General features: G+C 51.9%; 25 protein-coding genes. 17 read left to right on the top strand and 8 right to left on the bottom strand.

Annotation, left to right across the window (positions count from 1 at the left end):
• The first annotated feature begins 3 nt into the window (after nucleotides 1–3).
• The 11 genes from rpe (at nucleotide 4) to D9734_RS16435 (ending at nucleotide 10,130) form a co-directional block, all read left to right on the top strand.
• Nucleotides 4–681 carry a ribulose-phosphate 3-epimerase gene (gene rpe, locus D9734_RS16485; RefSeq protein WP_000816280.1) on the top strand — a complete coding sequence of 226 codons (678 nt, stop codon included), beginning with the start codon at nucleotides 4–6 and terminating at the stop codon, nucleotides 679–681.
• A complete protein-coding gene (gene gph, locus D9734_RS16480) occupies nucleotides 674–1,432 on the top strand; it encodes a phosphoglycolate phosphatase (protein WP_130208957.1) in 759 nt (252 codons plus the stop codon). The genes rpe and gph overlap by 8 nt, the downstream gene beginning before the upstream one ends.
• Entirely contained in the window at nucleotides 1,425–2,429 is a 1,005-nt protein-coding gene (gene trpS, locus D9734_RS16475) for a tryptophan--tRNA ligase (protein ID WP_130208955.1), read from the top strand. Before gph ends, trpS begins: the two co-directional genes overlap by 8 nt.
• A gap of 291 nt (nucleotides 2,430–2,720) precedes the next feature.
• The gene (yhfZ, locus tag D9734_RS16470; protein ID WP_130208953.1) at nucleotides 2,721–3,626 is read left to right on the top strand and encodes a GntR family transcriptional regulator YhfZ; all 906 of its coding nucleotides are present in this window, start codon (nucleotides 2,721–2,723) and stop codon (nucleotides 3,624–3,626) included.
• A 16-nt stretch (nucleotides 3,627–3,642) separates the two neighbouring features.
• Nucleotides 3,643–4,005: a PRD domain-containing protein gene (locus tag D9734_RS16465; protein WP_130208951.1), complete on the top strand. Its 363-nt coding sequence runs from the start codon at nucleotides 3,643–3,645 to the stop codon at nucleotides 4,003–4,005.
• 83 nt (nucleotides 4,006–4,088) lie between these two features.
• Nucleotides 4,089–5,252: a YhfX family PLP-dependent enzyme gene (locus D9734_RS16460; RefSeq protein ID WP_130208949.1), complete on the top strand. Its 1,164-nt coding sequence runs from the start codon at nucleotides 4,089–4,091 to the stop codon at nucleotides 5,250–5,252.
• A complete protein-coding gene (locus D9734_RS16455) occupies nucleotides 5,252–6,478 on the top strand; it encodes a phosphopentomutase (RefSeq protein ID WP_130208947.1) in 1,227 nt (408 codons plus the stop codon). Before D9734_RS16460 ends, D9734_RS16455 begins: the two co-directional genes overlap by 1 nt.
• The gene (locus D9734_RS16450; protein WP_130208945.1) at nucleotides 6,475–7,353 is read left to right on the top strand and encodes a phosphotriesterase-related protein; all 879 of its coding nucleotides are present in this window, start codon (nucleotides 6,475–6,477) and stop codon (nucleotides 7,351–7,353) included. The genes D9734_RS16455 and D9734_RS16450 overlap by 4 nt, the downstream gene beginning before the upstream one ends.
• 10 nt (nucleotides 7,354–7,363) lie before the next feature.
• Nucleotides 7,364–7,717, top strand: a complete 354-nt coding sequence (locus D9734_RS16445) for a DUF2620 domain-containing protein (RefSeq protein WP_064527568.1) — start codon at nucleotides 7,364–7,366, stop codon at nucleotides 7,715–7,717.
• Between the two features lie 11 nt (nucleotides 7,718–7,728).
• Nucleotides 7,729–9,033, top strand: coding sequence for a YhfT family protein (locus D9734_RS16440; RefSeq protein ID WP_130208943.1), 1,305 nt, complete (start codon nucleotides 7,729–7,731; stop codon nucleotides 9,031–9,033).
• Between the two features lie 11 nt (nucleotides 9,034–9,044).
• Nucleotides 9,045–10,130, top strand: coding sequence for an aminotransferase class I/II-fold pyridoxal phosphate-dependent enzyme (locus D9734_RS16435; protein ID WP_130208941.1), 1,086 nt, complete (start codon nucleotides 9,045–9,047; stop codon nucleotides 10,128–10,130).
• Nucleotides 10,131–10,237: 107 nt separating this feature from the next.
• Here the strand turns inward: D9734_RS16435 and D9734_RS16430 are convergent, their stop codons facing one another.
• From D9734_RS16430 to tsgA, 6 genes are all read right to left on the bottom strand, one after another.
• Nucleotides 10,238–10,405: a YhfL family protein gene (locus tag D9734_RS16430; RefSeq protein WP_064527562.1), complete on the bottom strand. Its 168-nt coding sequence runs from the start codon at nucleotides 10,403–10,405 to the stop codon at nucleotides 10,238–10,240.
• A gap of 401 nt (nucleotides 10,406–10,806) precedes the next feature.
• A complete protein-coding gene (cysG, locus tag D9734_RS16425) occupies nucleotides 10,807–12,180 on the bottom strand; it encodes a siroheme synthase CysG (protein WP_130208939.1) in 1,374 nt (457 codons plus the stop codon).
• A gap of 18 nt (nucleotides 12,181–12,198) precedes the next feature.
• Nucleotides 12,199–13,005: a nitrite transporter NirC gene (gene nirC / locus D9734_RS16420; RefSeq protein WP_130208937.1), complete on the bottom strand. Its 807-nt coding sequence runs from the start codon at nucleotides 13,003–13,005 to the stop codon at nucleotides 12,199–12,201.
• A 126-nt stretch (nucleotides 13,006–13,131) separates the two neighbouring features.
• Nucleotides 13,132–13,458, bottom strand: a complete 327-nt coding sequence (gene nirD, locus D9734_RS16415; protein ID WP_000084764.1) for a nitrite reductase small subunit NirD — start codon at nucleotides 13,456–13,458, stop codon at nucleotides 13,132–13,134.
• The gene (gene nirB / locus D9734_RS16410; protein WP_000049213.1) at nucleotides 13,455–15,998 is read right to left on the bottom strand and encodes an NADPH-nitrite reductase large subunit; all 2,544 of its coding nucleotides are present in this window, start codon (nucleotides 15,996–15,998) and stop codon (nucleotides 13,455–13,457) included. Before nirB ends, nirD begins: the two co-directional genes overlap by 4 nt.
• A gap of 261 nt (nucleotides 15,999–16,259) precedes the next feature.
• Complete coding sequence (gene tsgA, locus D9734_RS16405) at nucleotides 16,260–17,441, bottom strand: MFS transporter TsgA (RefSeq protein ID WP_130208935.1); 1,182 nt, start codon at nucleotides 17,439–17,441, stop codon at nucleotides 16,260–16,262.
• A 264-nt stretch (nucleotides 17,442–17,705) separates the two neighbouring features.
• On the opposite strand from tsgA, the gene ppiA reads away from it, so the two are divergent.
• From ppiA to argD, 5 genes are all read left to right on the top strand, one after another.
• Nucleotides 17,706–18,278, top strand: a complete 573-nt coding sequence (gene ppiA / locus D9734_RS16400) for a peptidylprolyl isomerase A (RefSeq protein WP_064527557.1) — start codon at nucleotides 17,706–17,708, stop codon at nucleotides 18,276–18,278.
• A 104-nt stretch (nucleotides 18,279–18,382) separates the two neighbouring features.
• Nucleotides 18,383–18,550, top strand: coding sequence for a YhfG family protein (locus D9734_RS16395; protein ID WP_000736860.1), 168 nt, complete (start codon nucleotides 18,383–18,385; stop codon nucleotides 18,548–18,550).
• Nucleotides 18,540–19,142, top strand: a complete 603-nt coding sequence (locus D9734_RS16390) for a putative adenosine monophosphate-protein transferase Fic (RefSeq protein WP_130208933.1) — start codon at nucleotides 18,540–18,542, stop codon at nucleotides 19,140–19,142. Before D9734_RS16395 ends, D9734_RS16390 begins: the two co-directional genes overlap by 11 nt.
• 31 nt (nucleotides 19,143–19,173) lie before the next feature.
• The gene (gene pabA / locus D9734_RS16385) at nucleotides 19,174–19,737 is read left to right on the top strand and encodes an aminodeoxychorismate synthase component 2 (protein WP_130208931.1); all 564 of its coding nucleotides are present in this window, start codon (nucleotides 19,174–19,176) and stop codon (nucleotides 19,735–19,737) included.
• An 85-nt stretch (nucleotides 19,738–19,822) separates the two neighbouring features.
• Nucleotides 19,823–21,043: a bifunctional acetylornithine/succinyldiaminopimelate transaminase gene (gene argD / locus D9734_RS16380; RefSeq protein ID WP_130208929.1), complete on the top strand. Its 1,221-nt coding sequence runs from the start codon at nucleotides 19,823–19,825 to the stop codon at nucleotides 21,041–21,043.
• 56 nt (nucleotides 21,044–21,099) lie between these two features.
• Here the strand turns inward: argD and D9734_RS16375 are convergent, their stop codons facing one another.
• Both D9734_RS16375 and crp read right to left on the bottom strand, forming a co-directional pair.
• Nucleotides 21,100–23,190, bottom strand: a complete 2,091-nt coding sequence (locus D9734_RS16375; protein ID WP_130209200.1) for a YccS/YhfK family putative transporter — start codon at nucleotides 23,188–23,190, stop codon at nucleotides 21,100–21,102.
• Between the two features lie 50 nt (nucleotides 23,191–23,240).
• Entirely contained in the window at nucleotides 23,241–23,873 is a 633-nt protein-coding gene (gene crp / locus D9734_RS16370) for a cAMP-activated global transcriptional regulator CRP (RefSeq protein ID WP_000242755.1), read from the bottom strand.
• 301 nt (nucleotides 23,874–24,174) lie between these two features.
• Here crp and D9734_RS16365 point away from each other — a divergent pair, with 301 nt between their 5' ends.
• A complete protein-coding gene (locus D9734_RS16365; RefSeq protein ID WP_001148908.1) occupies nucleotides 24,175–24,579 on the top strand; it encodes an OsmC family protein in 405 nt (134 codons plus the stop codon).
• The last annotated feature ends 32 nt before the right edge of the window (nucleotides 24,580–24,611 follow it).

The following is a 24,611-nucleotide window of genomic DNA, read 5'->3' as shown; positions in this document are numbered from 1 at the left end:
CGGATGAAACAGTATTTGATTGCCCCCTCAATTCTGTCGGCTGATTTTGCCCGCCTGGGTGAAGATACCGCAAAGGCCCTGGCAGCTGGCGCTGATGTCGTGCATTTTGACGTCATGGATAACCACTATGTTCCCAACCTGACAATTGGGCCAATGGTACTGAAATCCTTGCGTAACTACGGCATTACCGCCCCTATCGACGTGCATCTGATGGTGAAACCCGTCGATCGCATTGTGCCGGATTTCGCTGCTGCTGGCGCCAGTATCATTACCTTTCATCCAGAAGCCTCCGAGCATGTTGACCGCACGCTGCAACTGATTAAAGAAAATGGCTGTAAAGCGGGGCTGGTATTTAACCCGGCGACACCATTGAGCTATCTGGATTATGTGATGGACAAGCTGGATGTGATCCTGCTGATGTCCGTCAACCCTGGTTTCGGCGGTCAGTCTTTCATTCCGCAAACACTGGATAAACTGCGCGAAGTGCGCCGCCGCATCGATGAGTCGGGCTTTGATATCCGTCTGGAAGTGGACGGTGGCGTGAAGGTGAACAACATTGGCGAAATCGCTGCGGCGGGAGCGGATATGTTCGTCGCCGGTTCGGCAATCTTCGACCAGCCAGACTACAAAAAAGTCATTGATGAAATGCGCAGTGAACTGGCAAAGGTAAGTCATGAATAAGTTTGAAGATATTCGCGGCGTCGCTTTTGATCTCGACGGTACGCTGGTGGACAGTGCTCCAGGTCTTGCTGCTGCGGTAGATATGGCGCTGTATGCGCTGGAGTTGCCCGTTGCAGGCGAAGAACGCGTTATTACCTGGATTGGCAACGGCGCAGATGTCTTGATGGAGCGGGCATTGGCCTGGGCGCGTCAGGAACGTGCGACCCTGCGTAAAACAATGGGTAAACCGCCCGTTGATGACGACATTCCGGCAGAAGAACAGGTACGTATTCTGCGTAAACTGTTCGATCGCTACTATGGCGAGGTTGCCGAAGAGGGGACGTTTTTGTTCCCGCACGTTGCCGATACTCTGGGCGCGTTGCAGGCTAAAGGCCTGCCGCTAGGCCTGGTTACCAACAAACCGACGCCGTTCGTCGCGCCGCTGCTCGAAGCCTTAGATATCGCCAAATACTTCAGCGTGGTGATTGGTGGTGATGACGTGCAAAACAAAAAACCGCATCCGGACCCGCTGTTACTGGTGGCTGCGCGGATGGGAATTGCCCCACAACAGATGCTGTTTGTTGGCGACTCACGCAATGATATTCAGGCGGCAAAAGCGGCAGGTTGCCCATCAGTTGGCTTAACCTACGGATATAACTACGGCGAGGCTATCGATCTCAGCCAGCCTGATGTAATTTATCACTCTATAAATGACCTTCTGCCCGCATTAGGGCTTCCGCATAGCGAAAATCAGGAATCGAAAAATGACTAAGCCCATCGTTTTTAGTGGCGCACAGCCCTCAGGTGAATTGACCATTGGTAACTACATGGGTGCGCTGCGTCAGTGGGTAAACATGCAGGATGACTACCATTGCATTTACTGCATCGTTGACCAACATGCCATCACCGTGCGCCAGGATGCGCAAAAGCTGCGTAAAGCGACGCTGGATACGCTGGCCCTGTACCTGGCATGTGGCATCGATCCTGAGAAAAGCACCATTTTTGTTCAGTCCCATGTACCAGAACATGCGCAGCTAGGCTGGGCGTTGAACTGCTATACCTACTTCGGCGAACTGAGCCGCATGACCCAATTCAAAGATAAATCTGCGCGTTATGCCGAGAACATCAACGCTGGTCTGTTTGACTATCCGGTGCTGATGGCGGCGGACATCCTGCTGTATCAAACCAATCTGGTGCCGGTCGGTGAAGATCAGAAACAGCATCTGGAACTGAGCCGCGATATCGCCCAGCGTTTCAACGCGCTGTATGGCGATATTTTTAAAGTACCGGAGCCGTTTATTCCGAAATCTGGCGCGCGCGTAATGTCGCTGCTGGAGCCGACCAAGAAGATGTCCAAGTCTGACGATAACCGCAATAACGTTATTGGCCTGCTGGAAGATCCGAAATCGGTAGTGAAGAAAATCAAACGTGCGGTCACTGACTCCGACGAGCCACCGGTAGTTCGCTACGATGTGCAGAACAAAGCGGGCGTTTCCAACCTGCTGGATATCCTTTCTGCAGTTACTGGCAAGAGCATCCCGGAACTGGAAAAACAGTTCGAAGGCAAGATGTATGGTCATCTGAAAGGCGAAGTGGCTGATGCCGTTTCCGGTATGCTGACTGAATTGCAGGAACGCTATCACCGTTTCCGCAATGACGAAGCCTTCCTGCAACAGGTGATGAAAGACGGCGCAGAAAAAGCCAGCGCGCACGCTTCCCGTACGCTGAAAGCGGTGTATGAAGCGATTGGTTTTGTGGCGAAGCCGTAATTCACTATTGCTGGCAAATTGCGCTTTGTTCATGCCGGATGCGGCGTGAACGCCTTATCCGGCCTACAAAGTAATGCACATATTGCAAGGAAATGTAGGCCTGATAAGCGTAGCGCCATCAGGCAATTTTGCTTTTATCATCACTCTGAAACTGGGGAAACCCGGTTTTTTTATCCTCTTTTCGCAACAACCCGAAAAAATGTGAAGTGCCTCGCCGTTTCCACATCTCTTAGTTGCCACTTATCTTCATTTTAATGAAGATATAAATATTCACTTTATTGAAAATATATTATGCGTCGAACGTTTATCAAAAAAGAAGGCGTCGTCATCACGACTCTGGCTCGTTATTTGTTAGGTGAAAAGTGCGGTAATCGATTGAAAACCATAGATGAACTGGCAACTGAATGCCATTCATCGGTTGGTCTGACACAGGCCGCGCTGAAAACGCTGGAATCAAGCGGCGCGATTAGAATTGAACGCCGTGGGCGCAATGGCAGTTATCTGGTCGAGATGAATAACAAAGCATTGCTGACTCATGTGGATATCAACAACGTGGTATGTGCGATGCCCTTGCCCTATACCCGTTTGTACGAAGGACTGGCAAGCGGGCTGAAAGCTCAGTTTGATAGCATTCCTTTTTATTATGCGCATATGCGCGGCGCGGATATTCGCGTGGAGTGTTTACTTAACGGCGTCTATGACATGGCGGTAGTGTCCCGCCTGGCGGCAGAAAGTTATCTCACGCAAAAAGGGTTATGCCTGGCGCTGGAACTTGGGCCGCATACCTATGTTGGCGAGCACCAGCTGATTTGCCGTAAAGGGGCGTCCGGCAACGTGAAACGCGTGGGGCTGGATAACCGCTCGGCGGATCAGAAAATCATGACCGATGTCTTTTTTGGCAATAGCGATGTGGAGCGCGTCGACCTCTCATATCACGAGAGTTTACAACGCATTGTAAAAGGCGATGTCGATGCGGTTATCTGGAACGTGGTGGCGGAAAGCGAACTGGCCATGCTGGGATTAGAAGCGACGCCGCTGACGAACGATCCACGATTTTTACAGGCCACTGAAGCCGTGGTGCTAACGCGAGCCGATGATTACCCGATGCAACAATTGCTACGTGCGGTTGTTGATAAACATGCCCTGCTTGCTCATCAACAGCGAGTCGTCAGTGGGGAACTTGAACCCAGTTATTAAGCGAAAGGCGTCTTAAATGGAAAACAGACTCAACCTGCTTTGCGAGGCAGGCGTCATTGATAAGGACATCTGCAAAGGCATGATGCAGGTCGTCAAAGTACTGGAAACAGAATGCCATCTTCCCATACGCAGCGAGCAGGGAACGATGGCGATGACGCATATGGCGAGTGCGCTGATGCGCAGTCGTCGGGGCGAACACATACTGCCGCTGGATGACGAATTACTGGCGGAACTGGCGCAATCCACATACTGGCCAGCGATTGTGCAATTGCATCAGGTGCTATTGAAGGAATTCGCGCTGGAAATTAACCCGTGTGAAGAAGGGTATTTGCTGGCCAATCTCTATGGATTATGGATGGCCGCCAACGAAGGTGTCTGAGTTATACGGCAAATCCGCGTCACATAACTTAAATATTCAAAAAAATGAATGTTTAATTCAAGGAATAGAAACGAGGCAACAAGATGTTTGTAGAAGCATTGAAACGCCAGAACCCAGCGCTGATTTCCGCCGCACTAAGCTTGTGGCAACAGGGCAAGATCGCCCCGGACAGTTGGGTTGTCGACGTGGATCAGTTACTGGAAAACGGTAAGAGGCTGATTGAGACGGCGCGGCTTTACGGCATTGAGCTGTATCTGATGACCAAGCAGTTTGGCCGTAATCCATGGCTGGCGGAAAAACTTCTGGCACTGGGCTACAGCGGCATTGTGGCGGTGGATTACAAAGAGGCGCGGGTCATGCGCCGCGCCGATCTGCCGGTGGCGCATCAGGGACATCTGGTGCAAATCCCTTGTCACCAGGTTTCTGACGCCGTTGCACAGGGAACTGACGTCATCACCGTGTTTACTCTCGATAAAGCGCGGGAAGTCTCTGCGGCAGCGGTGAATGCTGGACGTGTGCAGTCTGTGCTGCTCAAAGTTTATAGCGATGATGATTTTCTTTATCCGGGCCAGGAGAGCGGTTTTCCCCAAAACACGCTGCATGACATTGTCGCTGAAATCCAGAAACTGCCGGGACTACATTTAGCGGGACTTACCCATTTCCCTTGCCTGCTTTGGGATGAAACAAGCGGGAAAGTTTTGCCGACACCGAATCTTCACACGCTGGTACAAGCACGGGATCAACTGGCGAAATCTGGTATTGCGATTGAGCAACTGAACGCGCCTTCAGCGACCAGCTGCACTTCGCTGCCATTATTGGCGGAATACGGTGTGACTCATGCCGAACCCGGTCATGCACTGACGGGCACTATTCCGGCAAACCAGCAGGGCGATCAGCCTGAACGTATCGCCATGCTCTGGTTAAGTGAAATCTCCCATCATTTCCGTGGCGACAGCTACTGCTACGGCGGCGGTTACTACCGTCGTGGTCATGCTCACCGCGCTCTGGTTTTTACTAAAGAAAATCAAAAGATTACTGAAACCAATCTCAAAACTGTAGATGACAGCAGTATCGACTACACCCTGCCGTTAGCAGGTGAGTTTCCGGTGAGCAGCGCGGTGGTGCTCTGTTTTCGTACGCAGATTTTTGTTACCCGCAGCGATGTCGTGCTGGTATCGGGTATTCAGCGTGGCGAACCGGAAATCGTCGGTCGTTATGACAGTCTTGGAAACTCTCTGGGGGCGTAATGGCGCGATTCGTGGTGTTAGTGATTGATAGCTTTGGCGTAGGCGCAATGAAAGATGTCACGCTGGTGCGTCCGCAGGATGCGGGAGCGAATACCTGTGGTCACATTCTGAGCCAGCTGCCGCATTTGCAGCTGCCAACGCTGGAGAAAATGGGGCTAATCAACGCTTTAGGTTATGCGCCTGGAGATATGCAGCCGTCAGACTCCTCAACCTGGGGCGTGGCAGAGCTGCAACATGAAGGTGGCGATACCTTTATGGGGCATCAGGAAATTTTAGGCACGCGCCCGTTACCGCCGCTACGGATGCCCTTTCGCGATGTGCTTGACCGTGTTGAGCAAGCATTACTTAACGCTGGCTGGCAGGTGGAGCGCCGTGGCGATGATCTGCAATTTCTGTGGGTCAATCAGGCGGTTGCGATTGGCGATAATCTCGAGGCGGATTTAGGCCAGGTCTATAACATCACAGCCAATCTCTCTGTGATCTCTTTTGACGACGCAATCAAAATTGGTCGTATCGTGCGTGACCAAGTACAGGTCGGTCGGGTCATTACATTTGGCGGCTTGTTAACCGACAGTCAACGCATTCTCGATGCCGCAGAAAGCAAAGAAGGGCGCTTTATTGGCATCAATGCGCCGCGTTCAGGCGCTTATGACAATGGCTTCCAGGTCGTGCATATGGGCTACGGTGTTGATGAAAAAGTGCAGGTGCCGCAAAAACTGTATGAAGCGGGCGTGCCAACCGTGCTGGTGGGTAAGGTGGCAGATATCGTCAGCAATCCTTATGGCGTGAGCTGGCAAAACCTGGTGGATAGCCAGCGGATTATGGATATCACCCTCGACGAATTTAACACGCATCCGACGGCGTTTATTTGTACCAATATCCAGGAAACCGACCTCGCTGGTCATGCAGAAGACGTCGCACGTTATGCCGAACGTTTGCAGGTCGTTGACCGTAACCTTGCCCGGCTTGTTGAGGCGATGCAGCCAGATGATTGCCTGGTCGTGATGGCGGATCACGGTAACGATCCGACCATTGGTCACAGCCACCATACCCGCGAAGTGGTGCCAGTGCTGGTTTATCAGCAAGGGCTGGTCGCTACGCAACTCGGTGTGCGCACCACGCTTTCTGATGTGGGGGCTACCGTGTGTGAATTTTTCCGTGCGCCACCGCCACAAAATGGTCGCTCTTTTCTTTCCTCCCTCCGGTTTGCAGGAGACACCCTATGAGTTTTGATCCGACGGGCTACACCTTCGCCCATGAACATCTGCATATTGATCTTTCCGGCTTTAAAAACAACGTGGACTGCCGCCTTGATCAGTATGCGTTCATTTGCCAGGAGATGAACGACCTGATGACCAGGGGCGTGCGTAATGTGATTGAGATGACCAACCGTTACATGGGGCGCAATGCGCAATTTATGCTCGATGTAATGCGCGAGACGGGGATCAACGTGGTGGCCTGTACCGGTTATTACCAGGATGCGTTTTTCCCGGAACATGTGGCGATCCGCAGCGTGCAGGAACTGGCGCAGGAGATGGTCGATGAAATTGAACAGGGTATCGATGGCACTGACCTGAAAGCCGGGATTATCGCGGAGATTGGCTCCAGCGAAGGAAAGATTACGCCGCTGGAAGAGAAGGTATTTATTGCCGCCGCGCTGGCACATAACCAGACCGGACGCCCGATCTCCACACATACCTCTTTTAGCACCATGGGGCTGGAACAACTGGCGCTACTGCACGCCCACGGAGTTGATCTTTCGCGTGTCACCGTTGGTCACTGCGATCTGAAAGACAACCTCGACAACATTTTGAAGATGATCGATCTCGGCGCGTACGTGCAGTTCGACACCATTGGTAAGAACAGTTACTACCCGGACGAAAAGCGTATTGCGATGCTTCATGCGCTACGCGACCGTGGGTTGCTGAACCGCGTCATGCTGTCGATGGATATTACGCGCCGCTCTCATTTAAAAGCCAACGGTGGTTATGGCTGTGACTATTTATTGACCACCTTTATTCCGCAATTGCGCCAGTCAGGATTCAGTCAGGCCGATGTGGATGTGATGTTACGTGAAAATCCCTCTCAATTTTTCCAATAAGGACAGACTAATGAAAAAGATTGGCGTTGCAGGCTTACAGCGTGAGCAGATTAAAAAAACCATTGAAGCGACGGCTCCAGGCTGTTTTGAAGTTTTCATTTATAACGACATGGAAGCAGCGATGAAGGTGAAATCCGGGCAACTGGATTACTACATCGGCGCGTGTAATACCGGTGCGGGCGCGGCATTGTCGATTGCCATCGCGGTGATTGGCTATAACAAAAGTTGCACCATTGCCAAACCAGGCATTAAAGCGAAAGACGAGCATATCGCCAAAATGATCGCCGAAGGAAAAGTGGCGTTTGGGCTTTCCGTTGAGCACGTCGAACACGCGATTCCGATGTTGATTAACCATCTGAAATAAAAGGCACGACTATGGATCTGTATATTCAGATTATCGTGGTGGCGTGCCTGACGGGTATGACATCGCTTCTGGCGCATCGCTCGGCGGCTGTTTTTCATGACGGTATCCGCCCGATCCTGCCGCAACTGATTGAAGGCTATATGAACCGTCGCGAGGCGGGGAGTATCGCTTTTGGTCTGAGCATTGGTTTTGTGGCCTCGGTGGGGATCTCTTTTACCCTGAAAACCGGGCTACTCAACGCATGGTTACTCTTTCTTCCTACCGATATCCTCGGCGTACTGGCGATAAACAGCCTGATGGCGTTTGGTCTTGGCGCTATCTGGGGGATATTGATCCTCACATGCCTGTTGCCGGTAAACCAGCTGCTGACCGCGCTACCAGTGGATGTATTAGGTAGCCTGGGGGAATTAAGCTCACCGGTGGTTTCAGCGTTTGCACTGTTCCCGCTGGTAGCGATTTTCTACCAGTTTGGCTGGAAGCAAAGTCTGATCGCTGCCGTGGTTGTGCTGATGACCCGTGTGGTGGTAGTGCGCTATTTCCCGCATCTCAATCCGGAATCCATCGAAATCTTTATTGGCATGGTGATGCTGCTGGGGATCGCGATAACTCACGACCTGCGTCATCGTGATGAAAATGATCTTGATACAAGCGGACTTTCCGTCTTTGAAGAGCGTACGTCGCGGATTATCAAAAATTTACCCTATATCGCCATCGTGGGGGCATTGATTGCCGCCGTTGCCAGCATGAAGATTTTTGCTGGTAGCGAAGTGTCGATCTTCACACTGGAGAAAGCATATTCCGCAGGCGTAACGCCGGAACAATCGCAAACGCTGATCAATCAGGCGGCACTGGCGGAATTTATGCGTGGGCTGGGGTTTGTGCCGTTGATTGCCACCACCGCGTTAGCCACCGGCGTATATGCAGTTGCGGGCTTTACCTTTGTTTATGCGGTGGGCTATCTCTCGCCGAATCCGATGGTTGCAGCGGTATTAGGCGCAGTGGTTATTTCGGCAGAAGTCTTGCTGCTTCGTTCGATCGGCAAATGGCTGGGGCGCTACCCGTCGGTGCGTAATGCGTCGGATAACATCCGTAACGCCATGAATATGCTGATGGAAGTGGCTCTGCTGGTCGGTTCGATTTTCGCAGCAATTAAGATGGCGGGTTATACCGGATTCTCTATCGCGGTTGCCATTTACTTCCTCAACGAATCCCTGGGCCGTCCGGTACAGAAAATGGCGGCACCGGTCGTGGCAGTAATGATCACCGGCATCCTGCTGAATGTTCTTTACTGGCTTGGCCTGTTCGTTCCGGCTTAAGGAAGGCATTGATGAAGACGTTTCCTCTGCAAAGCCTGACGCTTATTGAGGCGCAGAAAAAGCAGTTTGCGCTGGTGGATAGCATTTGCCGCCATTTCCCCGGCAGCGAGTTTCTTACTGGCGGTGATTTAGGGTTAACTCCAGGTCTGAATCAACCGCGTATTACCCAACGGGTGGAGCAGGTGCTGGCTGATGCATTTCACGCACAGGCCGCAGCGCTGGTGCAGGGCGCGGGGACTGGAGCAATTCGCGCCGGGCTGGCGGCTTTGCTCAAACCGGGGCAGCGTCTTCTGGTGCATGACGCGCCTGTTTATCCGACGACGCAGGTCATTGTTGAGCAGATGGGGCTGACGCTTATCACTGCTGATTTCAATGACCTGGCGGCACTTAAGCAGGTCGTCGAAGAGCAACAACCGGATGCGGCGCTAGTACAGCATACGCGCCAGCAGCCACAGGACAGCTACATGCTGGCAGATGTGCTGGCAACGTTGCGCTCGTCTGGCGTTCCAGCGTTAACCGATGACAACTATGCGGTGATGAAGGTAGCGCGAATCGGCTGCGAATGCGGGGCGAATGTTTCGACATTCTCCTGCTTCAAGCTGTTTGGGCCAGAGGGTGTTGGCGCGGTGGTAGGTGATGCCGATGTTATTAGTCGGATTCGCGCCACGCTTTACTCCGGCGGCAGCCAGATTCAGGGTGCTCAGGCGCTGGAAGTGTTGCGTGGGCTGGTGTTCGCGCCTGTAATGCATGCGGTGCAGGCGGGCGTTTCTGAACGGTTGCTGGCTTTACTTAACGGTGGTGCGGTGCCGGAAGTTAAAAACGCCGTCATTGCTAATGCGCAGTCGAAAGTATTAATTGTGGAGTTTCATCAGCCGATTGCCGCCAGGGTGCTGGAAGAGGCGCAAAAGCGCGGCGCGTTGCCTTACCCGGTGGGTGCGGAGTCGAAATATGAAATCCCACCGCTCTTTTACCGCCTTTCCGGAACGTTTCGCCAGGCGAATCCACAATTAGAACATTGTGCGATTCGCATTAATCCGAATCGTAGTGGTGAAGAGACGGTGCTGCGGATTTTGCGTGAGAGTATTGCCAGCGTTTAATCGTTGTGAATGACGTTTTCGGAGTTAATACAAAAACAAATACGCCCTCAGGTAATCCCGAGGGCGTCAGGTAATTAAATCAGCGTTAGCTAATTTCAGTCAGAGACTTACTGTGCAGTAGGACCGCAGCCGCCAATGATTTTAGAAATAGAAATTGCCGGGTGCAGCAGGTAGTCGTAAGAGCAGTTCTTTTCACGGTTTTCAATATGACCAGTACATGCAGTTAATGTTGCCAGGACTGCACCAACCAGTGCCACTTTAATAAACTTGTTCATTTTCATTCCCTATGTAAAATATATCGAGTAATATTCATTGATTATGTGAATATAAGCAAGCAGCTCGCTAAAGACGATACAGGAATATCTATTGTGCGTCAGTGAACGGACTATGAATATTATGCTTATATTTGTAAGCCGCTGTAACTGCAGGGCGTTATTAAAATAAATTATACTCGTCATACTTCAAGTTGCATGTGCTGCGTCTGCGTTCGCTCACCCCAGTCACTTACTCATGTAAGCTCCTGGGGATTCACTCGCTTGTCGCCTTCCTGCAACTCGAATTATTTAGAGTATAGTTAAAAGTTTGTTTTATGTATGCTGAAAATAAACATTAATATAAGTATGTTTGTAAATAAAAAAAGGCCAGAAATATCCGGCCTTAGTTAATTTTTTTTAAATTAATGGTTAGAGAACCAATTTAATTTATTGCGCAGGCCAACGACCCGACCAATAATAATTAATGATGGGCTGTTCATTTGTTGAGCCAGTTCACCTAGCTGCGCGAGCGTACCGTCAATCACGCGCTGCGTGACTGCCGTGCCGTTTTCAACAATCGCCACTGGCATTTCACCAGGCATTCCGTGTTCAATCAGTTTTTGCTGAATGGTCGCGGCCTGATTCAGCCCCATATAGAACACCAGCGTCTGTTTTTCTGCCGCCAGATTTTCCCAGTCCAGCTCGCCACCGGTTTTTAAGTGTCCGGTAATTAAGCGTACGCTCTGAGCATAATCGCGATGCGTAAGTGGAATACCCGAATAGGCAGAGCAACCAGAAGCTGCGGTAATACCCGGAACCACCGAGAACGGAATACCCGCGTTGCACAGTGTTTCCAGCTCTTCGCCACCACGGCCGAAAATAAACGGATCGCCGCCTTTCAGACGCACTACGCGTTTGCCTTTTTGCGCTTCCCGCAGCAGGATCTGGTTAATCTCTTCCTGCGGTACGCAGTGATATCCCGCGCGTTTACCGACGAAGACACGATCCGCATCTCGACGTACCAGATTCATAATATCGTCAGAAACCAGACGGTCGTAGACCACCACATCAGCCTGCTGAATTTGTTGCAGACCTTTCAGCGTCAGCAGCCCGGCATCGCCCGGACCTGCGCCAACCAGCACCACTTCACCACGATGATCGAGTGGTTCGTTGATTAACTGTTCGGTGGTTTCAGTAATGGCTTTCTGATCGTTGTTTGCCAGCGACTGCGCCAGGCGGTCGTTAACGAACAGTTTTTCCCAGAAGCGGCGACGTTCACCCATCGTGGCGAACTGTTGTTTTACCCGACCGCGTAATTGCCCGGCGTATTTCGCTACCTGGCCCAGATGCAACGGCAGCAGTGATTCAAGTTTTTCGCGCAACAGTCGCGCCAGAACCGGAGAAGTACCGCCAGAGGAAACCGCCACCATTAGCGGTGAGCGGTCAATAATCGACGGCATAATAAAGCTGGCGGCTTTCGGCGCATCGACCACGTTACAGAAGATACGACGAGATTCAGCGGCTTCGCTGACACGCTGGTTAAGCGCGTCATCATCCGTCGCTGCAATCGCCAGCCAGCAGGTGTCGAGAAGGCTTTCATCAAATGGCCCTTCGACGAGGGTTAACATGCCTGCATCTGCCCATGCGGTGAACTGTGGAATAAACGCTAATGCATTCACCGTTAAGCGAGCGCCTGCGTCTAACAGCAACCTTGCTTTGCGTTCCGCGACATCACCACCGCCGACAATCAGACAGTCGCGATCGCGTAATTGGCAAAATATAGGCAAATGATCCACGTAAAAACCCCTTAGTAATTAACCGGCAGCCGTTTCAGTTTGATTAAATTTGTCCGCAATCGGACGATTCGCTTTCGGCGTAGCATACCAATAACCCAATCCCATGAATACGGCGCCCGATAAAGTATTACCCAGCGTCACCCACAGCAGGTTATGACCGATACCCGCCAGCGTGTAGGCTTCGCTGTGGTTGCCGAACCAGGAGAGCGCGAACAGCGTCATGTTAGCGATGGAGTGCTCATAGCCGGACGCGATAAATGCCAGCAGACACCACCAGATAGCGATAAATTTCGCCGCCCCTTCAGTGCGCAGCGCCATCCAGATTGCCAGGCAAACCAGCCAGTTACACAATGCACCTTTGAAGAACAGTACCATTGCCGGTGCGGTGGTTTTAGCCAGCGCGACGGAGTGAACGATGCTGGTATCTACCGGCAGCAGGCTACCACCGCCCCAGCTATAGAGCATGGCAACGAAGACAGAACCGACCAGGTTACCCAGCCAGGTTTGCGGCAGGATTGCCCACATTTGCCCGTGGCTGATGGTGCCCGCTTTCACCCCAAAGGTGAGGAACATGGTGTGTCCGGTGAACAGTTCAGAACCGGCGATAATCACCAGCGTTAAGGCGATACCAAAAGTCGCGCCCATCACCAGAGGACGTATGGACGGATCGAGCAAATTACCGAGCGTGAAAATCAGGATGATCCCAAGACCCACATACGCGCCCGCCATGGCGGAGCTGACCCAAAAGCCGAGCGGGTTATTTGCCGACAGGCGAGCAATGCGCGCAGCATTAGCCGCACACTTATTAATAGTGTCTGTAAACATTTGATTATCCTTTAAAAAAATAAAAACAAAAAGTAAAACAAAAAGTTTAAAAAATGTCCTGCAATATACCGAAGGTCATTACAGGACAATGCAAAAAGGGGAGGCATTGCGCCTCCCGTTAAAACATTAACCGCGTAGCTGTACCACGCCGTCTTTCACTCGTGCTTCGTAATGCTTGACGGAAAACTGCTCGTCTTCCATGCACAAGCCGTCGCTTAAGCGAAAACGCTGTTTTTTCAGCGGGCTGGCGACCCACAGCTCGCCCTGGTGTTCCGCAATCAGCCCGCGTGACAGCACGCTGGATTCGAAGAACGGATCGATGTTGCTGATCGCAAACACCTGATCGCTGTGATACGGGCGGAAAATCGCGACCTGCTCGTCACCTAACAGCGCGCAGACGCCGGTTTCAGGCAGGATGTCATCGATTTTGCAGATGTCTTTCCACTGGCTCATGCGTTGTCCTCCACCAGAGTTACCGGGATACGTTCATACGGCGTTGCCGGACGGTGCTGTTCGCGCTCTGGCACCATCTGCACGTTCGGGTCACGCTTGTCGCTGTTGATGAAGTGTTTGAAGCGAGTCTGCGCAGACGGCGTGTTGACCGTTTCAGTCCACTCACACACTACCGCTTCACGCAGGCGCGCCATCTCTTCTTCCAGATGTGCGTTCAGCCCCAGTTTGTCGTCAATGATCACCGCTTTCAGGTAATCAATGCCGCCTTCGAGGTTTTCTAACCACGGTGCGGTACGCGTCAGTTTGTCGGCGGTACGGATGTAGAACATCATGAAGCGGTCGAGGTATTTGATCAGCGTTTCGCGATCGATATCCGCCGCCAGCAGATCCGCATGACGCGGTTTCATGCCGCCGTTACCGCAAACGTATAGGTTCCAGCCTTTTTCAGTGGCGATAATACCCACGTCTTTACCCTGAGCTTCTGAACATTCACGGGTACAGCCGGAGACACCGAACTTCATTTTGTGCGGAGTACGGATGCCTTTGTAGCGGTTTTCCAGTTCCACGCCGAGGCCGACGCTGTCGCCAACGCCGTAGCGGCACCAGGTGCTACCCACGCAGGTTTTCGCCATACGCAGTGCTTTCGCATAGGCATGGCCGGTTTCGAAGCCTGCTTCAATCAGCTGACGCCAGATCTCCGGCAGATCGTCTTTTTGTGCGCCAAACATCGCCAGGCGCTGGGAGCCGGTGATTTTGGTGTAGAGATTAAATTCACGCGCGATACGACCCACTGCCATCAGCCCTTCCGGGGTGATTTCACCGCCCGGAGAACGCGGGATCACCGAGTAGGTGCCGTCTTTCTGGATGTTAGCGAGGAAGTTGTCGTTAGAATCCTGCAGCGGAGTATGTTCCGGTTTCAGAATGTATTCGTTCCAGCAGGAGGCCAGCAGCGAACCGACGGTCGGTTTACAAACTTCACAACCGTAGCCTTTGCCGTGTTTCGCCAGCAGTTCTTCGAAGGTTTTAATGCCTTCAACGCGGATCAAATGGAACAGTTCCTGACGCGAATAAGCAAAGTGTTCGCACAGGTTGTTGTTAACTTCGATGCCCTGTTTCGCCAGTTCTGCGTTCAGTACCTGAGTGACCAGCGGGATACAGCCACCGCAGCCAGTGCCTGCTTTGGTTTCGGCTTTCAGCGCCGCAACGGTGTGGCAGCCTTTGTTGATGGCAGCAATCAGATCACCTTTGGTGACGTCGAAGCAGGAGCAGATTTGCGCGCTGTCCGGCAGTTTATCAACACCGATAGACGGCTTACCGCTACCAGAGTGCGCTGGCAGGATCAGGGAATCCGGGTTTTCCGGCAGTTCGATAGCGTTCAGCACCAGTTGCAGCAGGTTACCGTAGTCGCTGGTATCGCCCACCAGTACCGCGCCGAGCAGGGTTTTGTTGTCTTCGCTGACAATCAGGCGTTTGTAGATTTCTTTGCTTTCGTCGAGGTAAACGTAGCTACGTGCGCCAGGCGTGCGACCGTGTGCATCACCAATACCGCCTACGTCTACGCCCAGCAGTTTCAGCTTGGCGCTAAGGTCAGCACCTTCAAAGGCGTTTTCGCTGCCAAGAATGTGGTCAACGGCGACCTGCGCCATTTTGTAGCCAGGTGCTACCAGACCAAATACACGGTTGTTCCAGCTTGCGCATTCACCGATGGCGTAGATATCCGGATCGGAAGTCTGGCAGGAATCATTAATGACAATACCCCCACGCGGAGCTACGTCCAGACCACACTGGGTTGCCAGTTTATCGCGCGGACGGATACCGGTAGAGAAGACGATAAAGTCGACTTCCAGCTCGCTGCCGTCGGCAAAACGCATGGTTTTACGCGCTTCAACCCCTTCCTGCACAATCTCAAGGGTGTTTTTGCTGGTGTGAACGCGCACGCCCATGCTTTCGATTTTGCGACGCAGCTGTTCGCCGCCCATCTGATCAAGCTGTTCTGCCATCAGCATAGGGGCAAATTCAATAACGTGGGTTTCAATACCTAAGTTTTTCAGCGCGCCAGCGGCTTCCAGACCTAACAGGCCGCCACCAACAACGGCACCGCGTTTGCTGCGACGGGCGCAGGATTCAATGGCGTTGAGGTCTTCAATGGTGCGATAGACAAAGCAGTCCTGGGTATCAGAACCTTTGATTGGCGGGATCCACGGATAGGAACCGGTCGCCATGATCAGCTTGTCATAAAAAACGGTACGCCCGGCGCTGGAGTGGATCACCTTCTCCTGACGGTTGATGGTGATAGCGCGTTCGCCGACCAGAACTTTGATGCCGTGTTTCTCGTAGAAGCCTTCGCGCACCAGCGACAGCTCTTCGGCGGTGTGGTGAGAGAAGTAAGACGAGAGGTGTACGCGGTCATAAGCGATGCGCGGTTCTTCACAGAAAACGGTAATATCAAAGTTGGCCGCATCAGATTTATCAAGAAGATCTTCGATAAAGCGATGGCCGACCATACCGTTACCGATAATTGCGAGTCTGACTTTGCTCATTTTTGCCTCGATTTCTTTTTTATTACCGCCTACCTTAACGATTCAGCAACCCCGCTTATTGATGTAAATCAAATTCACCTTTATATACTCCTTAAGTGGTATATTGCTGATTTGTATAAATTTTCTTAAGTCACGGAATTGTCTGATATTTCATGTTTGTGTAAAAAACACACAAAATGAAAGGTTTTATAGAGATGAAGGCACGTTGCGGGGGAAGAGAAGAAAAGGCCGGACGACGATAGCGCCGCCCGGCATGAGCAATTAATGAGAGGTCAGGGTGTTGTGCTGACGGTGACGGCTGACGAAACCTAACAGGAAGCACATCACAAAGACGACAGCGTACAGACCGTTTGCAGTGAGCAGTGCTGCCTGTGGACCGCTATGTTCAACAATCGGTCCGGTAACCACAAAGGTCAACATGGTGCCGATGGTCCCGCAGGTCAGGACAAAGTTAACCAGTTTTGGCGATGGTACTTTGGTCTGCTGTGAACCCAGGGTGATGATGGTGGTATAGATCGCGCTGGAGAAGAAGCCCAGGGCGAGAATTGACCACGCCATGTGTGCCGGTGTTCCGGTGTTAAAGACATACATCAGAATCGCAGCCAGACCAGCCAGTACGGTCAGAATGCGTTGCAGATCAAAGAAGCGAAGAATAAAGCTGAATGCCCACATGCCAACCATGTACGACATCCAGAAGTTGCTTACCAGCGTACCTGCATCGTTCAGGCTCATGCCCAGACCTTTGGCATACTCCGGCACCCAGGAGATAAAACCTAACTGGCCGAGGATGTAGCACAGTGCCGCAATGGAGAGAAACAGCACGCCGATCCCCCATTTTTCTTTCGCTACCGGAGCGTCAGTTTTTGGCGCATGTTTACCCAGTGCCGGGAACTCACAGCCGAAGGTCAGAATAAAGATAGCGACGTACACCAGCCCGATGCAGGCATAAACCCAGTACCACTCAATGCTGCGTGCCAGCAGATACGCGGCAATCATCGGGAAAATCATCCCGGCCATGCTGAAGAAGGAGTCGGTAAATAACAGGCGGGAACCGCGCTGACGCCCTTCATACATTTGCGTTATCAGGAACGTACCAATCGACATGGTGATGCCGCTAACCACCCCGAGAATGAACATCGCCGCCGAGAACAGCGCCAGGCTGTGGCTGAACATCAAACCGGCAACCGCCAGCACCATCAGGAGAAAGCCAAAACGTAACTGCGTTTTCAACGGGACGATTTCCATCAGCCAGGCGTTGAGGAAGATAGAGATTAAAATGCCGGCATTGAGGAAGGTGAAGGTATTACTCATACTGGAAACAGGCAGATTGAAATAATCGGCGATGTTTCCCATCACCATCCCGGTGACAATAACCAACGCACCGGTCAGTGCGTAGGAGAGAAAGCTAATCCATGTGAGCTTGATGCGATTGCTGTTAGTCATGATTGGCCTGCGTTAAAAGATAAAATGGCATAGTGGATATGCTGCGAGCGGGCGATTTTAGGTGATTTTGTGATCTGATTAAATATTTAATTGCAAACGGTTGCTAATTTGCAATATTTAAGGTGATTCTCATCACGAAATATACGTGATCATCAGGTTACATATATTTCAAGTGCGTAAAATTAGGTAAAGGAATGGCCTTGTCATTGAAGGCTATTTAGAATCTCTCCACTTGCTTTTTTTCTGCTCTGTTAAGGAAATCTCATGTTCAAATCGACCCTGGCAGCTGTTGTAGCTGTTTTCGCTCTTTCTGCTCTCTCACCTGAAGCAATGGCAGCGAAAGGGGATCCGCACGTATTGTTAACAACCTCTGCTGGTAATATCGAACTGGAGCTGGATAGCCAGAAAGCGCCAGTATCAGTGCAAAATTTCGTCGATTATGTGAACAGCGGCTTTTATAACAACACCACTTTTCACCGGGTGATCCCGGGCTTTATGATTCAGGGTGGTGGATTTACCGAGCAGATGCAGCAGAAAAAACCGAATCCGCCGATCAAAAATGAGGCTGATAACGGTCTGCGTAACACCCGTGGCACCATCGCGATGGCGCGTACCGCCGACAAAGACAGCGCCACCAGCCAGTTCTTTATCAACGTTGCCGATAACGCCTTCCTCGACCACGGTCAACGTGATTTCGGTTACGCGGTATTTGGCAAAGTGGTGAAAGGCATGGATGTTGCTGACAAGATTTCCCAGGTCCCAACCCATGATGTTGGCCCGTACCAGAATGTGCCGTCAAAACCGGTAGTTATCCTTTCCGCTAAAGTCCTGCCGTAAGGATTTCTCGCGCGGGTAATCTTGCCCGCGCCTCTGCTCTCCCGGCGTAACCTGGATTTGCCGCTTATACTTGTGGCAAACGGACACGTTCAGGGAGGCATCAAGTGAAGAAACTCACCGATAAGCAAAAGTCCCGTCTCTGGGAGCTTCAGCGTAATCGTAATTTCCAGGCCAGCCGCCGCCTTGAAGGCGTCGAGATGCCATTAGTCACTCTTACTGCCGCAGAGGCTTTAGCACGCCTTGAAGAGCTGAGGAGGCACTATGAGCGATAAATTCGGCGAAGGGCGCGATCCGTATCTTTATCCTGGCCTTGATATCATGCGTAATCGGTTGAATATCCGCCAGCAGCAGCGGCTGGAACAGGCTGCTTACGAAATGACGGCGCTGCGTGCTGCGGCCATTGAGCTTGGTCCGCTGGTGCGCGGTTTACCGCATTTGCGCGCTATTCATCGCCAGCTTTATCAGGATATTTTCGACTGGGCGGGGCAACTACGCGAAGTCGATATTTATCAGGGTGATACGCCGTTCTGCCACTTTGCCTATATCGAAAAAGAGGGCAATGCCCTGATGCAGGATCTGGAGGAAGAAGGTTATCTGGTTGGCCTGGAGAAAGCGAAGTTCGTCGAGCGGCTGGCGCACTACTATTGTGAAATCAACGTACTGCATCCCTTCCGGGTGGGAAGTGGTCTGGCACAGAGGATCTTCTTCGAGCAACTGGCGATTCATGCCGGCTATCAACTGAACTGGCAGGGTATTGAAGAAGAGGCCTGGAATCAGGCAAATCAGAGTGGGGCAATGGGTGATCTTACCGCGCTGCAGATGATATTTAGCAAAGTGGTAAGCGAAGCCGGGGAATCTGAGTAAAATAGCGCGGTTCTTTCGTACCGGAGCCGCCATGATCCTGCTTATTGATAACTACGATTCTTTTACCTGGAACCTCTACCAGTACTTTTGTGAACTGGGGGCCGATGTGCTGGTTAAGCGCAACGATGCGTTGACGTTGGCAGATATCGACGCCCTTAAACCACAAAAAATTGTCATATCACCCGGCCCCTGTACGCCAGATGAAGCCGGGATCTCCCTTGACGTTATTCGTCACTATGCCGGGCGCTTGCCGATCCTTGGCGTCTGCCTCGGTCATCAGGCGATGGCGCAGGCTTTTGGTGGCAAAGTTGTGCGTGCCGCAAAGGTCATGCACGGTAAAACCTCACCGATTACGCATAACGGGCAGGGCGTATTCCAGGGGCTGGCGAATCCACTCACCGTGACGCGCTACCATTCGCTGGTGGTGGAACCTGACTCATTGCCAGCGTGCTTTGACGTGACGGCCTGGAGCGAAACCAGTGAGATTATGGGGATTCGTCATCGCCAGTGGGATCTGGAAGGTGTGCAGTTCCATCCAGAAAGCATTCTTAGCGAACAAGGACATCAACTGCTGGCTAATTTCCTGCATCGCTGATTTCCGATTGCTATCAAGTGATTTTTTATGCATATTTTGTGATTATAATTTCACATTGATTTATGCGTAACAGGGTGATCATGAGATGGCAATTGAACAAACAGCAATTACACGCGCGACTTTCGATGAAGTGATTCTGCCGATTTATGCTCCGGCAGAGTTTATTCCGGTAAAAGGTCAGGGCAGCCGAGTCTGGGATCAGCAAGGCAAGGAGTATGTCGATTTCGCGGGTGGGATTGCGGTAACGGCGTTAGGCCATTGCCATCCGGCGCTGGTGGAAGCGTTAAAAACCCAGGGGGAAACCCTGTGGCATATCAGCAACGTTTTCACCAATGAACCGGCGCTGCGTCTTGGGCGTAAACTGATTGAGGCGACGTTTGCCGAACGCGTGGTGTTTATGAACTCCGGTACGGAAGCCAACGAAACCGCCTTTAAACTGGCGCGTCACTACGCCTGCGTACGTCATAGCCCGTTCAAAACCAAAATCATCGCCTTCCATAACGCCTTTCATGGTCGCTCGTTGTTTACCGTTTCTGTGGGCGGGCAGCCGAAATATTCCGACGGCTTTGGGCCAAAACCGGCAGATATTATCCACGTGCCTTTTAATGATCTTCACGCAGTGAAAGCGGTGATGGATGACCATACCTGCGCGGTGGTGGTTGAGCCGATTCAGGGCGAGGGCGGCGTGACGGCGGCGACGCCAGCGTTTTTGCAGGGCTTGCGTGAGTTGTGCGATCAGTATCAGGCATTGCTGGTGTTTGATGAAGTGCAGTGTGGAATGGGGCGGACTGGCGATTTGTTTGCCTATATGCACTACGGCGTGACGCCAGATATTTTGACCTCTGCGAAAGCCCTGGGCGGCGGCTTCCCGATTAGCGCCATGCTGACCACGGCGGAGATTGCTTCAGCGTTTCATCCTGGTTCTCACGGTTCCACCTACGGCGGTAATCCACTGGCCTGTGCAGTCGCGGGTGCGGCATTTGATATCATCAATACCCCTGAAGTGCTGGAAGGCATTCAGGCGAAACGCCAGCGTTTTGTTGACCATTTGCAGAAGATCGATCAGCAGTTTGATGTGTTTAGCGATATTCGCGGCATGGGGTTGTTGATTGGCGCGGAGCTGAAACCTCAGTACAAAGGTCAGGCGCGTGATTTTCTTTATGCGGGTGCCGAGGCTGGCGTAATGGTGCTGAACGCTGGGCCGGATGTGATGCGTTTTGCGCCATCGCTGGTGGTGGATGATGCGGATATCGATGAAGGGATGCAACGTTTCGCCCACGCGGTGGCGAAGGTGGTCGGGGCGTAAATAAGACGCGTCATCGTCGCATCAGGCAAAAGATGTCGCTTCTGGCAATGAATTGATTACGCCTTCGAATCCCGCAACTTGCGACTCAACCAAATCCCGTGATGCGGTCGCTGACGCCATGCCATCGACGATATGGTGTGCATGGTGTTCAGATGGCCAATAACCCGTTGTAAATGCTGTTCCAGGGTACCAGCCGCGCCTTCGTGCGGCAGCATCTCTGGCGCGTCTATGATATTGGCGTCACCAGACCCGCCCGGCTCGTCATATTCCAGCCGCTGTTGACAGCGTTGAATAGCGATTTCACAAGACTGCAAATACTCTTGCGCCAGCTCCTGTGGTAATGTCCGGTGTTCTCGTGCCAGCGTGGTCATGGCATTAATATGTTCAACAATAAACTGACTATGTGTTACCCACAGTTTCATGTCAGCCAGATAATGGCTGTTAAATGCGGGTTCCTGCATCGCCTGATTTAATGAGTTATACAGAGTGTTATGTGCCTGATTAACCCGCATTCGCTGCCAGGCCAGTGGTGTTGGTTGCGGATCTTTACTCAGGATCAGACGAATCGCTTCCTGGTAGGTTTCTAAAGCATCATGGGCGTTCTTACGCAATAACCCGCTCTGCCACTGCGGCCACAGCCATACCGTGCCACCGAAGGCAATCAAACAACCAATAATGGTATCGATAAGACGCGGAATGATGTATTGCTCGCCGTTCAGCCACAACAGTTGCAGGGTATACACCGCAGTAATGGTAAAGCCGACCGTTGCCCAGCCGTAGTTTTTGCGCAATATCAGGTAGCTGGCGAGGGTGGTAAACAGCATCAGCGTCAGGGTGTAACCTTCGGGAATTTTAAAGTGCAGCGCCACGCCCGCAATGATTAACCCGACCACGGTTCCCACGGAGCGATTCACAATCCTCAGACGGGTCGCGCCGTAACCATTTTGTGTCACCAGCAACACCGTCATCAGGATCCAGTACGACTTCGGCAGATGCAGCGCGGTACCCATCAAACTGGCGACGCTCAACATCACACTGAGTCGCCCGGCATTGCGCAGTGCCGGAGATTTCAATGAAAGATAACTTTTCAGCGCCGGAAGTAATGGCATCCGCCGCTGTTTATCCGCCAGCAGATCGCGGGCATAGAGCGGTTTCTGGGTACGCAGCACACGAGCGATGCGGCTGAAGTGCCAGTAGCAGAATTGCCCCACGGGGTTATCCGGGTGTTGGCGGGCGATTTTCTCCAGTGCGCCAATTTGCTTCTCCATCGTAAAACGCGTCGGCAGGCGATGGTAAAGAATGTCATCAGCCAGCACGCGCAGGCGAGCAGCGATGGTTTGCGCATTCCAGCGGATAACTTCCTCCGCATGGCTACGCTCGACCAGCTTTTGCACCTCTTCAGGTTGATGCAAACTGACCGAAATATGTTCCTGTAAATCCAGAGCTTCCTGGAAAATGCGCAACATCCGCTTGTAGTCAGTATTATTTTGCGCGGAAAGCATGTGCATTTGCTGATAGCACTGGGTAATTAAATCGACCGCTTTTTGCTGGCGTACCAGTAGTGGCGGGAGCGCTTTTTCGGGATCGGTATGCTGAGTGAGCAGACTGTATTTGATTTCACAGTAATCAGCCAGTTCACGGTAGAGCAGACTAAGTGATTCGCGTAGGGGTTGTTCGCGCCAGATCCAGAACCAAAACCAGTTAAACAGCCCGTACCAGAGTGTGCCTAACGCATAAATGAGCAATGGCTCCCATACCGGCATATATCCCGCCAGACTGAGGGTGAAAATGGCAGCCAGCAGCGATGCAGGAAGCAATTTTGCGTGTAATGGCCCAAGCTCGGCAGTGACGCCAAGTACCAGCGTTAACCCAGTCAGCAGAAAGGGTAGGGGGATATCTTTTTCCAACAGCAGCTGTGTCAGTAAGCTACAGGTAGCAAACAGCGACGCGCCAATAATCAAGCGTTTGAAAAAACGTTTATGGGGGGTATCAAGTCCCGCAATGTTGCAACAGGCAGGGACGAGTGAAAACAGCAGGCCGAGTCTTAATTCGCCAAACAACAGACCAACGGCCACGGGCAAACATAGCACCAGTGTTTGTCGTAGTGCATAGTTGATATCAGGATGATAAATCAGTCTGCGCCACATCGGTTTAAACAAAATGGCGCGCTACCAGGTAACGCGCCACTCCGATGGGGTTAACGGGTGCCGTAAACGACGATGGTTTTCCCGTGTGCGGAGATCAGGTTCTGATCTTCCAGCATCTTCAGAATGCGCCCCACGGTTTCACGAGAACAGCCGACAATCTGACCGATTTCCTGACGGGTAATTTTAATTTGCATACCGTCCGGGTGAGTCATGGCATCGGGTTGTTTCGCCAGATTCAGCAGCGTCTGCGCGATGCGACCTGTAACGTCGAGGAAAGCGAGGTTGCCTACTTTCTCTGAAGTGACTTGCAGACGACGCGCCATCTGCGCGGAGAGACGCATCAGAATATCCGGGTTAACCTGAATTAATTGACGAAATTTTTTGTAGGAAATTTCAGCTACTTCACAGGCGGTTTTTGCACGTACCCATGCGCTACGTTCCTGGCCTTCTTCAAACAGGCCCAATTCGCCAATAAAATCACCCTGATTCAGATAGGAGAGGATCATTTCTTTACCCTCCTCGTCTTTGATCAGCACTGCCACAGAGCCTTTAACGATGTAGTACAGCGTTTCCGCTTTTTCACCCTGGTGAATAAGCGTGCTCTTGGATGGATACTTATGAATGTGGCAATGAGACAAGAACCATTCGAGAGTCGGGTCTGTTTGCGGTTTGCCAAGCACCATGCGCGGTTATCCTCTGTTATAAGCTTTCTCCAGAGCCAGAAAACGCCGCTGTCTCTGGGTTGCCGAAATGTGCTTCCCGCTACCTGGGAAGGGGCTATCAACTGAACTGCACGGTAATGTGACGTCCTTTACATACATGCAGTACATCAATGTATTACTGTAGCATCCTGACTGTTTTAGCATAGCTTTCGCTCTGTGTCTCCTGGTGTCTCGCTTCAGCATGACCCAGGTCGCCTTCCGTTGCGCGATTTGGTCAGTACGCGTACTCTGTCAGGAAAATTGACGCAATGGAGTTCCGATTATGCAAGCGCGTGTGAAGTGGGTTGAAGGGTTAACTTTTTTGGGTGAATCCGCCTCTGGTCACCAGATTTTAATGGATGGCAACTCTGGCGATAAAGCGCCAAGTCCGATGGAAATGGTGCTGATGGCGGCGGGTGGCTGTAGCGCCATTGATGTGGTTTCTATCCTGCAAAAAGGGCGTCAGGATGTGGTTGATTGTGAAGTAAAACTAACCTCTGAACGCCGCGAAGAGGCCCCGCGCCTGTTTACCCATATCAATTTGCATTTTATCGTCACCGGTCGCGACCTGAAGGACGCAGCGGTTGCGCGTGCGGTGGATCTCTCTGCTGAGAAATATTGTTCAGTGGCGCTGATGCTGGAAAAAGCCGTGAATATTACCCACTCGTATGAAGTGGTTGCCGCGTGATTTAACTACCCCGTTGTGACGCCGGATAGTAT

This window comes from Escherichia sp. E14S1, from assembly GCF_004211995.1.
Classification (GTDB): domain Bacteria; phylum Pseudomonadota; class Gammaproteobacteria; order Enterobacterales; family Enterobacteriaceae; genus Escherichia.
This window is presented reverse-complemented; position numbering and strand designations above follow the sequence as displayed.